We start from the raw sequence: 14,439 nt of genomic DNA on the forward strand, positions 1-14,439 counted from the left end.
GACGCGGAATGGCAACAACACTTCACGACGTGGCACGCGTGGCGGGTGTGTCCTTCAAAACCGTGTCCAACGTGATCAACAACCATCCGCACGTCCGGGACACAACACGGGCCAAGGTTGAAAAGGCGATTGAGGAGCTCGGCTACCGGCCCAACCTGACCGCCCGCAGCCTGCGCTCCGGGCACACGGGCGCCATCACCCTGGCACTCCCCCAGCTGAGCCTTCCATACTTCGCTGAGCTGGCCGACGCCGTCATCGAAGCCGCCGCGAAACACGGACTCGTTGTGCTGATTGAACAGACCGGGGCGGACCGGAAGCGGGAGCTTGAAGTCATGGCCAGCCCCCGGCTCAAGATGTCCGATGGCCTGATCTTCAGCCCCCTCGCCCTGGGCCAGGAGGACGCGGCCCTGATCAAGGCCGACGTGCCGATCGTCCTGCTCGGCGAGCGCATCTTCGGCAGCTCCTCCGACCATGTCACGATGCAAAACGTCACCGCCGCCCGGGCAGCTACCGAACACCTGCTGGACCTTGGAAGGAAGCGGATCGCCGTGGTGGGCGCCCACGAAGGGGAAGTCATCGGCTCGGCCGGCCTCCGGCTGCGCGGGTACCGGGAAGCACTGGAGAGCCGGGGCATTCCATACGACGACGCCATCGTCGCCTACGTGGTGGACTGGCACCGGTCCAACGGCGCCGCCGCCATGCACGACCTGCTGGACCGCGGAGTGACCTTCGACGCCGTCTTCGGGCTCAACGACACCCTGGCCCAGGGCGCGGTCCGCGTCCTGCAGGAGGCGGGGTTCCGCGTGCCGGACGATGTCGCGGTGATCGGCTTCGATGATCTCGACGAAACCCGCTACACACTGCCCACCCTGAGCACCGTGGATCCCGGGCGCACCGAAATCGCGGAGACCGCCATCCGGATGCTGATGGAACGCATCAAGGACCCGAACGGAACGCCGCCCCGTGAGATCGAGACGGCGTTCCAGGTTGTGGCGCGCGAATCGACGGTGGGTTAGCTACTCCCACTGCGCCACCGGCCAGCCATCCTTCCACCCAAGGTCTGCCAGGCCAAGCCGGAACGCACCGTCCAGTTCCCCGGCGTAGTAGTGGAACGCCATGGTGTTCCCGGACACGGACTGCCCGCCCGGCCCCACACGGCCGCCCTCGGTGCCCAACACGGGCGTGCCGCCGCCGTCGAGCAGTTCCCTGCCCTCCGCGTCAAGGTAGGGCCCAGTGATGCTGTCCGACCTGCCCACGGCAATGTTGTAAGTACTCTCCATGGCCTGGCAGCAGAAGTCCCGGGAGAAGAAGAGGTAGTACTTGCCGTCGCGGGGCAGGATGTAAGGCGCTTCGATGGCGTTCGGCGGGGCATTGCGGTCGGCGATGGTCACGGGATCTTCCATGCCGGCGCGCAATCCGGTGGGCCACTCTAGCTCCACCAGTTGGAGGCCGGTCCAGAAGGAACCAAAAGTGAGCCAAGGCGTCCCGTTTTCGTCCTCCGCGATACCCGGGTCGATGGCGTTGAACCGCTCCCCCTTGGACGAAATCACCTGCCCGCGGTCCACCCACTCGTAGGCGGGATCGGCCGGGTCCAGCGTGGAGTTGGTGGCCAGCGCGATCACGGACAGGTTCTTGCCGAAGGTTGAGGCGGAGTAGTACAGGTACCAGGTGCCATCGTATTCATAGAGCTCCGGCGCCCACAGGTTGTCCACGCCCGGCACCGCCGCGTCCAGCCAGGCCGGCTTTTCCTGCCAGACTTCCCCGGCGTACTCCCAGTCCACGCCGTCATCGGAGCGCCGGACCTGGATGTTGCCGTCCGCCACCTGCCCGTTGCCCGTGGAATAGATGAACCAGGGCCCGCCGCGCTCCCCTTTGACCAGCGCGGGATCGTGTGTGAAGAAGTCCCCCGTTAGTCCGGCAGGTTTTTCCTCCGGCGTTGCACCGGGAGCGTCAGCGCAGCCGGCCAGGACAAGGACAACAACGGCGGCAAGCACCGCTGCCAGCCGCCGCGGGGAACATATATCCCTGCGGCGGCCCGCAGCGGAGCTTTTCGGCCAAAAGCGCATCTCAGCCAAGCGCGACGGCGGACCAAGACACCGGGGGCAGCGTCACCGTGAGCGTGCCCTCGTCGAGGACGGCGCCGTCGAGCTGCTTCAGGCCCACCCGGTCCTGGTCCTGAAGGGTGTTCTTGGCGTATACGTCCGCATCGTGCAGGGTCACGGCTTCAGTGATGGACGTGGCTTTGAGGTCCGAGACGTTGATGGTCACGTCAATGGCCTCGGTCTGGCTGCGGTTCACGAGGAACAGGGCGGACTCGCCGGTGGCGGCGTCCGCTGTTGCTACAGCATCCACCAGCGGCGCTTCGCCGTACACCGCCGTCGTATAGGTCCCTGCCTCGATGCGCGGGCGCAGCACCTCGCCCTTTGCAAGGCGTGAGGTGACAGAGAAGGGGAAGAACGTGGTCTGGCGCCAGGTGTCGCCGCCCGGTTCGGTCATGATGGGGGCGATGACGTTGACCAGCTGGGCGAGGGAGGCTGCGGCGACACGGTCATGGTTCTTCAGGAGGGTGATCAGCAGGTTGCCGAACACCACCGCATCGGCGACGGAGTAGGTGTCCTCCAACTGGCGCGGGGCGTGGGTCCATTCCTCGTTGACCTCATCAGAGGCCTGGTGCTCGTCCAGGTACCAGATGTTCCATTCGTCGAAGGAGAGCTGGATTGTCTTTTTGCTCTTCAGCTTGTGCTTGACGTGATCGGCGGTGGCCACCACCGTTTCAATGAAGTACTGCATGTCCAGCGAGGACGCGAGGTAGGAACCGAGGTCGCCGTTGCGTTCCTGATAGTAGGCGTGGCAGGAGATGTAGTCCACATAGTCGTAGCTCTGCTCCAGGACCACGCGCTCCCACTCGCCGAACGTGGGCATGGAGGACCCGGACGAACCGCACACCACCAGTTCCAGGTCCTTGTCCGCCGTTTTCATGGCCGAGGCGGTGCGGGCCGCAATCTTGCCGTAGTCCTCCGCGGACATGTGGCCGATCTGCCACGGGCCGTCCATCTCATTGCCCAGGCACCACATGCGGATGTTGTACGGGTCCTTGGCGCCGTTGGCGATCCGCTGCTCGCTGAGTGCGGTGCCGGAGGGGTGGTTGGCGTATTCGAGCAGGTCGAGGGCCGCTTCGATGCCGCGGGTGCCCAGGTTGACCGCCATCATCAGCTCGGAGCCGGTGAGCTTGCACCACCGCGCGAATTCCTCCAGGCCCACCTGGTTGGATTCGAGCGAGTGCCAGGCGAGGTCGCGGCGGACGGGACGCTGCTCGCGCGGTCCCACGCCGTCTTCCCAGCGGTAGCCGGAGACGAAGTTGCCCCCGGGGTAGCGGATGGTGCTGGAGCCGAGCTCCTTGACGAGTTCGATGACGTCCAGCCGGAAGCCGTCCTCGTTGGCGGTGGGGTGGCCCGGTTCGTAGATGCCGTCGTAGACACAGCGGCCCAGGTGTTCCACGAAGGAGCCGAAGATGCGGCGGCTGACCGGGGCAACAACGGCGGAGCGGTCGATGGTAATGACGGCGGGTGCCACAACAGCCAAATCGGTCTGTTCAGCAGCAGCGGAGGTGATGGTCACGGTTCTTTCCTGTTCTTTATAACGTTGTAAGTTGGTCGGTTGGAGATTGGGTCAGAAAAATAGGGGCTTCTTAGGCGGCGGCCGGCTCGGTGTGCCGTGCAGCCTCTGGTGGTGTTGGCGCGGCGGCGCCACCTGCCTGCGATGCTTCGAGGCCAGCCAGCCGGCGGTCCACCACCCAACCGGACAGCAGCAGCGGCAGAGACGCGCCCACCAGCGGCACCAGGACCGGCATGGCGGCAAAAATGACGACGGCGGCAACCAGGGTGGCCAGCACGGACAGGCCCATCAGGGGTGACACAAGGGGCAGGGCAAACGCTGTTCTCCACACGCTGTTGACGGAGTCGCGGTAGCGGCTGCACAGGGAAACGGCAACCGCGGCCGCGGCCAGGGTTCCGAGGCCGGCAACCGCCGCCAGCACCAGCAGCACGGCGGGGACCGGTGAGGACAGATCTGCCCCCGATGGAACCAGCACGGTCAGGACGTTCAGGAGAAGCACGACGGCGGCCAGCCAGAAAATGCCGCCCACCCGGTTTGTGTGCCGGAACTGCGCGCGGTAACCCCTGATGAAGTCCCGGACCACGTGGTCGCCGGCGCTGTTTTCACCGGCACTGTTATCACCGGCACCGCCAAGCCGCAGGCGCGCCAGGATGGTGGTGGCTGCTACTGCAGCCGGGAACAGGCCAAACAGCACCAGTCCGGCCAGGGTGCCGGCCACAAACAACACGTTGACCAGCACCAGCCGGGAGGCGAAACCAAGCCATTGCATCACACGCCCTGCCCAGCCCGGCGGATCGTCGTTCACAGGATCCCTCCCTTCGTTCCGCTCCAGGCCACCCCGTGCTGGTCGATTCCACTGAACGACAAGGCAGGGCGGCTGCGGACCCAGTCCCACGAACCAAAGACGACGGCGTCCAGCTCAACGGCTTCTCCAGCCGCCCCGTCCTGCGGGCCGGCGAAGCGCAACCGGGCATGCACCGGCGTCCCGTCGGACATCAAGGGAACCTCGGCCGCGAGCTCTGCTGCCGTGGCCGGGACGAGTGCCGTGGACTCCGGATCGAACCGCAGCACCTGCCATGTTCCGGACACGGGCTCCGGCGACGGCAACGCCTCGGACTCCCGGCCGGCAAACGGCTGCGGCGAGACCACGGGCCAGCCGGCGGCGGTGAAAAACAGGCGCCGGAGCTGCACCTCATGCTCGGTGGGATCGGTGGCGAACCGGACGTGGTGGACCATGAAGTGTTCGGCTTTTCCGTCCGGCCCGTCCTGCGTGAGGACCGAGTTGTGACCCGGCGCAAGCCAGCCGGTGCCGCCGTCGAACTGGTAGCTGCCCAGCACCTTGATGCCTACCGACGCAGGCGTTGCGTCCAGATCCGTCATCGCCAGCCCGCGGAAGTCCCGGTACGGGCCGGTGATTTCGTCCGCCACGGCCACCCGCACGTTGTACGTGCTGAAAAGCGAATCGTAGGAGGCGAAGAGGACGTACCGTCCGTCCTCGGGCCGGCGGAGGATAAACGCACCCTCCACCGCGCCTTCCACGGACTTCGGCCGGCGTGCGATGACTGCCCCGAGGTCCCCCTCCACCAGCGGCAGCCCGGACATCCGGTCCAGCGGCAGGATGTAAATGCCCGAGAAGAACGACCCGTACGTCAGCCAGGGCGCGCCGTCCGCGTCAAACGTCACGGCTGCATCGATGGCGTTCTGGGAATGTTGCCCCGACCGGGTGGCCACCACGAGGCCGCGGTCGTGCCACGGTCCCGCCGGTGACGGTGCCACCGCAAGCCCGATGGCCGACGTGTTGGAGCCGAAGGTGGAGGCGGAGTAGTACATGTGCCAGTCCCCGGACTCCCGGCGCACCACTTCCGGCGCCCACAGTCCCTTCGCTCCCGACCAATCAGCTGCCGGTCCCGGGACGCCGTCCAATGCCGTTCCGGCATAGGTCCACTCGACCAGGTCCTTGGACATGCGGATGTGCACCCCCGCCGGAATGATGTCCGAGTTGGCGACAGAGTCGGTGGAAAACATGTAGTACGTACCGTCATCGTCGCGGACCACGGTGGGGTCATGGGCGTGCCTGGCACCCCAGGTGGACGGGTCTGTGCCGGGATCAGCGCTGGTGATGTCTGCGGTTGTCATGTTTAGCCCTTGGACCCGGAGAGGGCGATGGATTCGATGATCTGGCGCTGGAAGACGATGAAGACGATCAGCACGGGAAGCAGCGCGACGAACGAGGCAGCCATGATCAGCGGGTAGTCGGTCTGGATGGCGTACTGGGCGTTGAAGTTTGCGATGACCAGCTGCAGTGTCTGGGTGCCGGGAGAGTTCAGGTAGATGATGGGGGCCAGGTAGTCGTTCCACACCGCCATGAACCAGAGGATGAACTGGGCCGCGAGTGCCGGCCGGATGGCGGGCATGATCAGGGTCCAGAAGATCTGCAGGTAGGATGCACCGTCGATCCTGGCAGCTTCCACGATGGAGTCCGGGACGCTGTTCAGGAACTGGCGCAGGAAGAAGATCATGATGATGTTGCCGAAGAGTCCCGGCACGATCAGCGGCAGGAGGGTGTCCACCCAGCCGATGCTGGCGAAGATGGTGAACTGCGGAATCATCAGCGTGGGGAACGGGATCATCAGGCCTGACAACAGCCCCAGGAACAGGACGTTCTTGAACGGCATCCGCATCTTGGCGAAGGCAAAGGCTGCCAGCGCCGAGGTGAGCGAGCCGATGATCGTCACCGAACAGGCCACGATCAGGCTGTTCTGGATGCCTGTCATCAGCGGTCCGGCGGTCCAGATCCGGGCGTAGTTTTCCCAGACGAACGGGTCCGGAATCCACTGCGGGGGCAGTTCGAACACGCCGTCCTTGGTCTTCAGGGACGTGGAGAAGGTCCAGGCCAGCGGGGCAATCATGATGACGGCGCCCACCGACAGGATGAGGGTGGTAATGATGTTGCCCAGCTTCAATGACGACTTTGCCGAGCGCTGGCCGTCCCTGCCCGGACCGCCCGTCCGGCCCCGTCCGCCAGTGGCGGGGATTGCTTCGGTGGGTTCCAATGGAGGGGTGGTGATGACGTTCTGTGCGGACATGGCTGCCTGCCTCAATCGATCGAAAACTGGTTGCGGCGGTTGAGCCGGAACTGGATGAAGGTAATGATGAACACCAGCAGTCCCAGGACCACGGACATTGCGGAGGCGTAGCCCATCTGGAGGTTGTCGAACGCTTTTTGCCAGATGTACCAGACGATGGACGCCGACTCGAACTCCGGGCCGCCTGTGGGGGTCATGATGTTGATCTCCACGAAGATCTGCGAACCGCCGATGATGCTGGTGACGATGAGGAAGAACGTCACCGGACGGACCATCGGGATGGTGATGTGGCGGAACTGCTGCCACGCCGTGGCCCCGTCCAGGGCGGCCGCCTCGTACAGGTACCGCGGCACGGACTGCAGCGCGGCCAGGTACAGCAGCATGGAATACCCGAGGCCTTTCCAGACGGCCATAATGATCAGTGCCGGTTTCACGGTGGCCGTGTCCTGCAGCCAGTTGGGGCCGTCAATGCCGATCAGGCCCAGGCCCTGGTTGATCAGGCCAAAATCGCCGTTGAACGCCCACTGCCACAGGATGGCGACGGCGGCGATGGAAGAGATCACGGGAAGGTAGTAGACGGTGCGGAAGAATGTGGTGCCGCGCATCTTGCGGTTCATCGCCAGCGCCAGAGCGAGCGAGATGACCAGGCCGACGGGGATGCCGATCATCATGAACAGTGTGTTCCACAGCGACTTCAGGAAGTAGCGGTCGCCGAACATCCTGGTGTAGTTGTCCAGGCCTTTGAATACCGGCGCGGAGATGCCGTTCCAGTTGGTGAAGGACGCATAGACGGAAAACAGCAGGGGGAAAAGCGTGAAGAGGAGGAACCCGATCACCGGTATGGCAACAAAGAGCAGCGCGGCCTGGTGTTCCTTCCGGTGAAGCCGCGAGCGTCGCGGGCGCGTGATGGTTGTCATCGCTGGATCCTCTTTGATTCGTGATGGTGGTGCCGGAAACGGCACAGGGAAAGACGGGGTGGATGAAGTGCCGCGGCCGTACTCCGGCACAGCCGCGGCACCTGGCCTGTTGGGCTAGTTGCCGGCCTGCTGGTTGGCGGCGTCCAGGAATTCCTGCATCCTGGGCTGTGCTTCCTTCAGGTAGTCCGCGGCGGTCTGCTTGCCGTCCAGCACGGGCTGGATATTGGTGAACAGTTCGTCGTACCACTCGGCGTTGAAGGTGTTGCCGCCGGGGAGGGCGCGGCCGTAGTCCTTGACGATCTCCAGGAACTCGGCCTTGTTGGCCGGTTTGGTGGTGGTGTCAGCGGCCCAGGTCTCCGCCATGTCCTTCAGGTTGGGAATTTGGATCCCGGCGTCAACCAGGCTCTGCTGGGCTTCCTTGTTGGCGGTCAGGAATTCGACGAGTTTGACGGCGTCCTCCGGGTGTTTGGTGTTTTCGGAGACGGCGATGCCGAGCGTGCCGATCCAGCTTGCGCTCGTACCGGATTCGCCCGCCGGGTAGGGGATCACATCCCAGTCGAAGCCCAGCTTCTGGTAGGTGGACAGGTCCCAGGGGGCGATGGGGAAGAAGCCGATCTCGCCCTTCATCCAGCGCTGGTAAGTGTCGAGGGTCTGGGCTTCGGCCACGGAGGGCGTCACACCGTGGACGTTCTGCAGGTCGGCGAACCACTGGAGGGATTCGGCGAACTCCGGGGTGTCCACGGTGACCTTGGTGCGGTCCTCGTTGAGCCAGTCAGCGCCGTTGGACCAAACGAACGGCTGCAGGTTCCACTGGACGTTAAGGCCGGTGCCCCACTGGTCCAGCGTGCCGTCACCGTTGGTGTCGGCTGTGAGCTTCTTGGCTGCAGCAACAAATTCGTCGAAGGTGTAGGGCTTGTCCTTGTCCGGCAGTGGGATTCCTGCCTTTTCCAGCATGGTCTTGTTGTAGCCGAAAGAGAACGGTCCCACGTCCTTGGGCAGGGCGTAGATGGAACCTTCGCCCACGCGCTTTCCGTCGAAGCGGTAGCTGTCCACACCGTATTCCCAGATGTTGTCCAGGTCGATCGTTTCGGAGCCCTCCACGTATTCGGTGATGTCCTTGACGATGCCGTTCTGCACATAGGCCTGGACGTCGCCGGGGCCGATGTAGAACACGTCCGGAACCTGCTTGCCGGCAATGGCGGCCTTCAGCTTGGTGGCGTACTGGTCGGCGGTGGTGACGATGATGTCCACGTCCACGCCGTTTTCTGCTTCAAACTGCTCCACGGCTTTTTCGTAGGCCTTCTTCTCGTCCTCACCGCCGCGGAACATAAAGGTCAGCTTCTTTTCGCCGGTGTCCCCACCGGTGGGGGCGGAACATCCGCCAAGCATGAGGCCGGCGGCGGTAAAGAGCGCCAGGGTAGCGGCCATGGGACGTGACTTCATCATCACGCAGTCCTTCCGGGTTGGGTTGAGGGTCAAGTTTATTGGCAGGTGCAGGGTTCGCCTCGCCGTCCGCTGTTGCGGACCCGCATTCGTGGCGGTTCGTTTGCAACGTTGTAAGAAACTTTCACACAACTGGACGGATGCCGTCAAGGGTCGAGGCCGATTTGTTTTCGACCTCCGCCCACTCCCTTGACCGCCGCGGCCACCCGTGCCATATTTTTCCTTACAACGTTGCAAACACGCTTGGCTGTTTGTGCGTCCTGCTAACTCCCCAGCCCTCCCCAAACCCTTCTGAAAGGACCCCGTGATAACGAAGTCACGTTCTTTTGCTGTGCTCGCATCAGGTCTGATGGCGATCACCGGCCTCACCCTGTCAGCTCTTGCGCTGCCTCCGGCCGCGGCTTCAGCTCCGGTCCAGGCAGCGACGGAGGGCACCGCTGCAACGGCTTTTAATGCCCCGGCCGTCCGGAGGACGCTGCCCGCGGACCTTCCAGGCGGCAAATCTGTTGTGGGTGATACCTCTCCCATTCACGATCCCGCCCTGATCATCGCCGACGACGGCACTTGGTACGTGTACTCCACCGGCCTCGTGAACCGGGAAAACGGCGGCACCATCCAGGTGTGGTCATCGCATGATGAAGGAACCACATGGGAGTACACGGGCACCGTCTGGGAGGAAATCCCCGCTTGGATCGATGAGCATTTCTCCGACGGCGAACTCCCCGGGAATCTCTGGGCGCCGGAAATCACCGAACATGACGGAACCTACTATCTGTATTACTCGGCGTCGCGCTTTGGCGGCAGCAACTCTTTGACAGCACTGGCCACCAACACCACCCTGGATCCCACCGATCCGGAATATGAGTGGGTGGATCAAGGCTTGGTGGTGTCCTCGCCGGCCACGGGCCTGGATCCCAATAACCCGGGCAAAACGTTCAACGCGATCGACGCCGGAATCATCGAGGATGCCGACGGCACTCCCTACATGGCGATCGGATCGTTCTGGTACGGGATCTTCCTGGTCCCCATCGAATGGCCTACCGGGAAACCCGTGGCCGACTGGCAGTCCCAAACAGTGAATATTGCAGACCGGTTTATGGCCGGCAACCCCATCGAGGCCCCGTACATCACCGAACACGACGGCTACTACTACCTGTTTGTCTCGTTCGACTCCTGCTGCCGCGGCGGTGACTCCACCTACAAGGTGGCGGTGGGACGTTCCGCCTCGGTGAAGGGCCCGTACCTGGACAAGGACGGCCGGGACATGTTCGGCGGCGGCGGGTCGGTGGTCCTCGATTCGCACGGCGCGATCACCGGACCCGGCGGCCAGTCCGTCTTTGGCGATTACCTGGCGTTCCACTACTACGACGCTTCCAATGAGGAGATTCCCTACTTCCCCACGCTTGGCCTGCAGAGGATCAACTGGGTGGACGGCTGGCCGGCCTTTGACCAGACGGTGGAACTGCCCGCGGTGCAGAAGCAGCCCAAGGCCACGGCCGTGAAGGCAGGCAGGAAAGCTACCTTCAGTGCCACCGCCACGGGAACGCCCGGACCGGTTGCAGTTTGGGAAACATCGTCCGACGGCGGCACCATCTGGCAACCCGCCGGCACCCAGTCTGACACCCGGCGGACGGACGAGGGCACCTACCGCTCCACGCTGGAGTTCACGGCCGATCCCGAACAGGACGGAGTGCAGGTCCGCGCAGTATTCAGGAACGCGCACGGCAAGGTGACCACTGCCGCCGTCGGACTATCCGTCAAGTGACTGTTGCCCCTGAAGGCCGGCGTCGGCGCCGTCCTCCAGGGGCAACCACTACAGCGGCGGCACGGCCGGCCGCCCAACGCCAGCGCCCTCAGCCCAGGCTTGGCTGAACCTGTAGAGCTGCGCGCCGTGGCCGGAAAGCTTGATGTCCAAAGCAGGTGTGCCGTGCTGCAGGACCAGCACGGCACACTCACCACTCCAGGCCTCCCGCACCACCCACGGGGTGTCCCCGCCGATGTGACCTTGAGAGGGTTCGGACGGCAGGGCGAGGTCCCCCGCCGGAAGTATCCGGACCAAGTCGGCCATCCCGGTGTTGAACACCGCCACGTAACGGTCAGCCGACGTCGTGCTTTCCGCCGCCCACACCACCAGGTCCCCGTCGCGCAGGAGTTCACGGTTGTTGCGGCTCGCATTGAGGACGTCAAGGAGGTCGCGGTTGGTCAGGAGTTGAAGTGTTTCCGGCGGCGAGGACGGAAGGTCGCAGCCCAGCATGAGCGGCGACCGGGCAATGCACCAAAGCGTCATCATGGTCTGCTGTTCGTCCAGGGTCAGCCTGCTCAGCCGTTCAGCGCCGCGTTCGGCGCGCAGGGCGATTCGGCCCACGGGGAGCATGTCGGCGTCGGCCCAGGAACCCCCTTGCTGATGGGGCGCCCAGCGGGCCATCCGGGCGAACTGCGCCTCCACGTCTTCCCAGACATCCCACAGGTCATCTGAAACGCGCCACATGTGCGCATTGCCGCGGAGATGCTCAAGGTTCGCCAGCGATAGTGCGCGGCCCGGCGAGAGGCTCAGGACCATCTCCCGCCCGGAACGCTGAATTGCCCGCTGATATGCGGCAATTTCAGCAGCGTAGTAGGGTCCCAGCATGTCGTCGGCCTTGACGAAATCCACGCCCCATTCGGCGAAGAGACGCAGTTGTGAATCGTAATAGGACTGGGCGCCGGGATGCTGGTGGTTCAGGCCGTAGTTGTCAGTGTTCCAGTCACAGGCGGACGATTCGTCGGCAATCTGATCGGCGGTAAAACCTGTGCCCTCCACCGGTAGCCTGTTCCGGACGGCCTGCCGTGGAATTCCGCGCATGACATGCAGGCCGAACTTCAGCCCCATGCCATGAATCCTGTCTGCCAGCGGCCTGAATCCCATGCCGTCCCGAGCGGACGGGAACCGGTTGACGGCGGGCAGTTGCCGCCCGAACGCGTCCAGTTGCAATGCCGCGCCGTCGTTGTAGCCGCCCGCCCGCGCAGCGGGTTCGTACCACTGGATGTCCACCACCACCGTGTCCCAGCCATAAGGGAGCAGGTGCTCGGCCATAAACGCAGCATTGGCAAGCACCTCCCCCTCGGTGACCGTAGTCCCATAGCAGTCCCAGCTGTTCCAGCCCATTGGTGGTGTCGGTGCGAGTGTCATTGCGTAAATTTACAACGATAAAAATCCTGACGGCAACCTCGGCTTTGGCCGCGGGCAGCACCCCGCAACCCGGGTCGGATGCGCCTTGACACTGCGAGTGTTAGCGCTCACAGTAGAGGAAGCAAAAGGCGCCATGGAAAGCAGAACCGATGAAGAACTGGGCAGGAAACCTCGAATACTCGGCCACCGACGTCCGCCATCCAACCTCAGTGGCCGGGCTTGCCGAACTGGTGGTCGGCTCGGGCCGCGTGAAGGCCCTCGGCTCCCGGCACTCGTTCAACCGTGTAGGCGACACGGACGGCATGCACATACTTATGGACTCCCTGCCCCAGGAGATCGAGCTCGATTCAGACCGGCGGATCGTCCGGGTCAGCGGAGGCGTCAGCTACGGGGCACTGTGCCGCACGCTGGACAAGGACGGCTTCGCGATCCATAACCTCGCTTCGCTTCCGCACATCTCGGTGGCTGGCGCCGTTCAGACCGGAACGCACGGCTCGGGCGTGGATAACCCCTCCCTGGCCGGCGCCGTCGAACGCATTGAGTTGGTCCGGCCCTCGGGCGAGCAGGTGTCCCTCTCCCGAGGAGACGGGGATGAGTTCCTGGGCAGCGTGGTGGGCCTCGGCGCCCTTGGCATTGTCACAGGCCTTGAACTCGCTGTCCGGCCAAGCTTCACGATGCGGCAGCGGGTCCTGGAAAACGTGCCGTGGGAGCTGGCTCTGGCCGACTTCCCGGCCCTGGTATCAAGCGCGTACAGCGTCAGCCTCTTCACTGATTACGCGGGAGACGCCATCAGCCAGGTCTGGCTCAAGGCCCTCGACTCCCAACCAGTCCAGACCGAGCTGTTCGGCGCAACGCCGGCCACGCAGCCAAGGCATCCCCTGCCCGGCATGTCCGGGGAGAACTGCACGGCGCAATTGGACGAACCCGGTCCGTGGCTGGACCGGCTGCCTCATTTCCGCCACGAATTCACTCCCAGCAACGGCGAGGAACTACAGAGCGAGTACATCCTGCCCCTGGAGCACGGACCCGCAGCCATCCAGGCCGTCCGCAGCATCGCGGACACGCTGGCCCCGCTGCTGTTCGTCGCCGAAATCCGCACCGGGGCAGCCGACGAGTTCTGGCTCAGCCCCTTCTACCGGCAGCAAAGCGTGGCACTGCACTTCACCTGGAAGCCGCTTCAGGCCGACGTCGAAGCTGTCCTCCCGGAACTGGAGGAGCTGCTGCGGCCCTTCGGGGCAAGGCCGCACTGGGGAAAACTGTTCACGCCGTCCACTCACGACTGGGAGGCTCTGTACCCGAGGTTCGCCGATTTCCGGGCTCTGGCAGACATGCACGATCCGGATGGTAAGTTCCGGAACGCACTGCTTAACAACATCCTCGGCGTGCGCGCGGCCAGCCTGCGTTAGCCGGCCCGGCGCTCCCGCTTAGTGGGACGCTCTCTCACTTAATGTGGGTTTTCGGCGGACGCTCTCTCACTTGATGTGGGGTTTGGGCAGACGCTCTCTCAAGGTTCGTCATGAAGGACGCGGTGTCGCCGTGATATCACCGGGTTTGTGGCGCTTCTGGAATGCGTCGTGCTCGCGGGTGACCGCATCGTCGAGATCGCTCCTGGAGACGGCGGTGGCCAGGAGCTTGCCGCGGGTCTGGCCGACGAGGTGCGCATGGACGCCGCACCTGTCGTGTTCGGATCCGGTAAGCGCTACTTCGGGTCGGTTCACGCGCAGCCACTGTTGGAGGACCCCTGACATGGTGCTTCAGTGGAAACGGGCGATCAACCTGCGCTAACAGGTCCGCCGCAAACTGATCTGCGCGGGTACGCCAGGATTCCACGCGTGTTCGACGTGTTTTCCCGCGTTAAGTGAGAGAGCGTTCCGGGTTTTACAGCGTTAAGTGAGAGAGGGTTTGCGGGTGGGCTTGGTTTAGCCGGTTTTTGGTGGGGTGGTTGAAGCGGGAGAGCCTCCAGGGTGTGTCTGGAGGCTCTGGACCGTTAAATGTGGGAGACCCCCCGACACGTGTGTGTTGGGGGGTCTCGACCTAATGGTGTTCCGGCGGTGACCTACTCTCCCACACCCTCCCGGGTGCAGTACCATCGGCGCTGTGGGTCTTAGCTTCCGGGTTCGGAATGGGACCGGGCGTTTCCCCCACGCTATGACCGCCGTAACCCTTGCTCCGCACCCTTCGGGCCTAGGGCCGTGTGGGGTGGGAAATC

The 14,439-nt window shown here is 64.2% G+C and carries 11 protein-coding genes, 1 rRNA gene and 1 pseudogene; 4 read left to right on the plus strand and 9 right to left on the minus strand.

The features are described from left to right. The first annotated feature begins 8 nt into the window (after positions 1 to 8). Positions 9 to 1,016, plus strand: coding sequence for a LacI family DNA-binding transcriptional regulator (locus GUV69_RS07105; protein WP_164200976.1), 1,008 nt, complete (start codon positions 9 to 11; stop codon positions 1,014 to 1,016). Here GUV69_RS07105 and GUV69_RS07110 read toward each other — a convergent pair whose 3' ends face one another. The 7 genes from GUV69_RS07110 to GUV69_RS07140 form a co-directional block, all read right to left on the minus strand. Next, entirely contained in the window at positions 1,017 to 2,066 is a 1,050-nt protein-coding gene (locus tag GUV69_RS07110) for an arabinan endo-1,5-alpha-L-arabinosidase (protein ID WP_244292643.1), read from the minus strand. Between the two features lies 1 nt (position 2,067). Then, positions 2,068 to 3,618, minus strand: a complete 1,551-nt coding sequence (arfA, locus tag GUV69_RS07115) for an arabinosylfuranosidase ArfA (RefSeq protein ID WP_370590729.1) — start codon at positions 3,616 to 3,618, stop codon at positions 2,068 to 2,070. A 70-nt stretch (positions 3,619 to 3,688) separates the two neighbouring features. Beyond that, positions 3,689 to 4,420 carry a YesL family protein gene (locus tag GUV69_RS07120; RefSeq protein ID WP_164200980.1) on the minus strand — a complete coding sequence of 244 codons (732 nt, stop codon included), beginning with the start codon at positions 4,418 to 4,420 and terminating at the stop codon, positions 3,689 to 3,691. Beyond that, the gene (locus tag GUV69_RS07125; protein WP_244292644.1) at positions 4,417 to 5,751 is read right to left on the minus strand and encodes an arabinan endo-1,5-alpha-L-arabinosidase; all 1,335 of its coding nucleotides are present in this window, start codon (positions 5,749 to 5,751) and stop codon (positions 4,417 to 4,419) included. Before GUV69_RS07125 ends, GUV69_RS07120 begins: the two co-directional genes overlap by 4 nt. 2 nt (positions 5,752 to 5,753) lie before the next feature. Then, the gene (locus GUV69_RS07130) at positions 5,754 to 6,701 is read right to left on the minus strand and encodes a carbohydrate ABC transporter permease (RefSeq protein ID WP_164200983.1); all 948 of its coding nucleotides are present in this window, start codon (positions 6,699 to 6,701) and stop codon (positions 5,754 to 5,756) included. 11 nt (positions 6,702 to 6,712) lie between these two features. After that, positions 6,713 to 7,618, minus strand: a complete 906-nt coding sequence (locus GUV69_RS07135) for a carbohydrate ABC transporter permease (RefSeq protein WP_164200985.1) — start codon at positions 7,616 to 7,618, stop codon at positions 6,713 to 6,715. A gap of 114 nt (positions 7,619 to 7,732) precedes the next feature. Further along, positions 7,733 to 9,064, minus strand: coding sequence for an ABC transporter substrate-binding protein (locus GUV69_RS07140; RefSeq protein ID WP_164200987.1), 1,332 nt, complete (start codon positions 9,062 to 9,064; stop codon positions 7,733 to 7,735). 346 nt (positions 9,065 to 9,410) lie between these two features. On the opposite strand from GUV69_RS07140, the gene GUV69_RS07145 reads away from it, so the two are divergent. Beyond that, on the plus strand, positions 9,411 to 10,826 hold the full coding sequence (locus GUV69_RS07145; RefSeq protein WP_164200989.1) for a glycoside hydrolase family 43 protein: 1,416 nt from the start codon (positions 9,411 to 9,413) through the stop codon (positions 10,824 to 10,826). A 48-nt stretch (positions 10,827 to 10,874) separates the two neighbouring features. On the opposite strand, the gene GUV69_RS07150 is transcribed toward GUV69_RS07145, so the two are convergent. Continuing rightward, positions 10,875 to 12,230 carry a glycoside hydrolase family 27 protein gene (locus GUV69_RS07150; protein WP_164200991.1) on the minus strand — a complete coding sequence of 452 codons (1,356 nt, stop codon included), beginning with the start codon at positions 12,228 to 12,230 and terminating at the stop codon, positions 10,875 to 10,877. 149 nt (positions 12,231 to 12,379) lie between these two features. Here GUV69_RS07150 and GUV69_RS07155 point away from each other — a divergent pair, with 149 nt between their 5' ends. Next, positions 12,380 to 13,636 (plus strand): D-arabinono-1,4-lactone oxidase, encoded by a 1,257-nt coding sequence (locus GUV69_RS07155; RefSeq protein ID WP_164200993.1) that lies wholly within the window; start codon positions 12,380 to 12,382, stop codon positions 13,634 to 13,636. A 150-nt stretch (positions 13,637 to 13,786) separates the two neighbouring features. Next, positions 13,787 to 14,015: pseudogene (locus tag GUV69_RS23515) on the plus strand (dihydrofolate reductase); the annotation flags it as partial. Between the two features lie 258 nt (positions 14,016 to 14,273). Here GUV69_RS23515 and rrf read toward each other — a convergent pair. Further along, positions 14,274 to 14,390, minus strand: a 5S ribosomal RNA gene (gene rrf / locus GUV69_RS07165). Positions 14,391 to 14,439: the final 49 nt, after the last annotated feature.

The organism is [Micrococcus luteus] ATCC 49442, assembly GCF_010367585.1.
Taxonomy (GTDB): domain Bacteria; phylum Actinomycetota; class Actinomycetes; order Actinomycetales; family Micrococcaceae; genus Arthrobacter; species Arthrobacter luteus_A.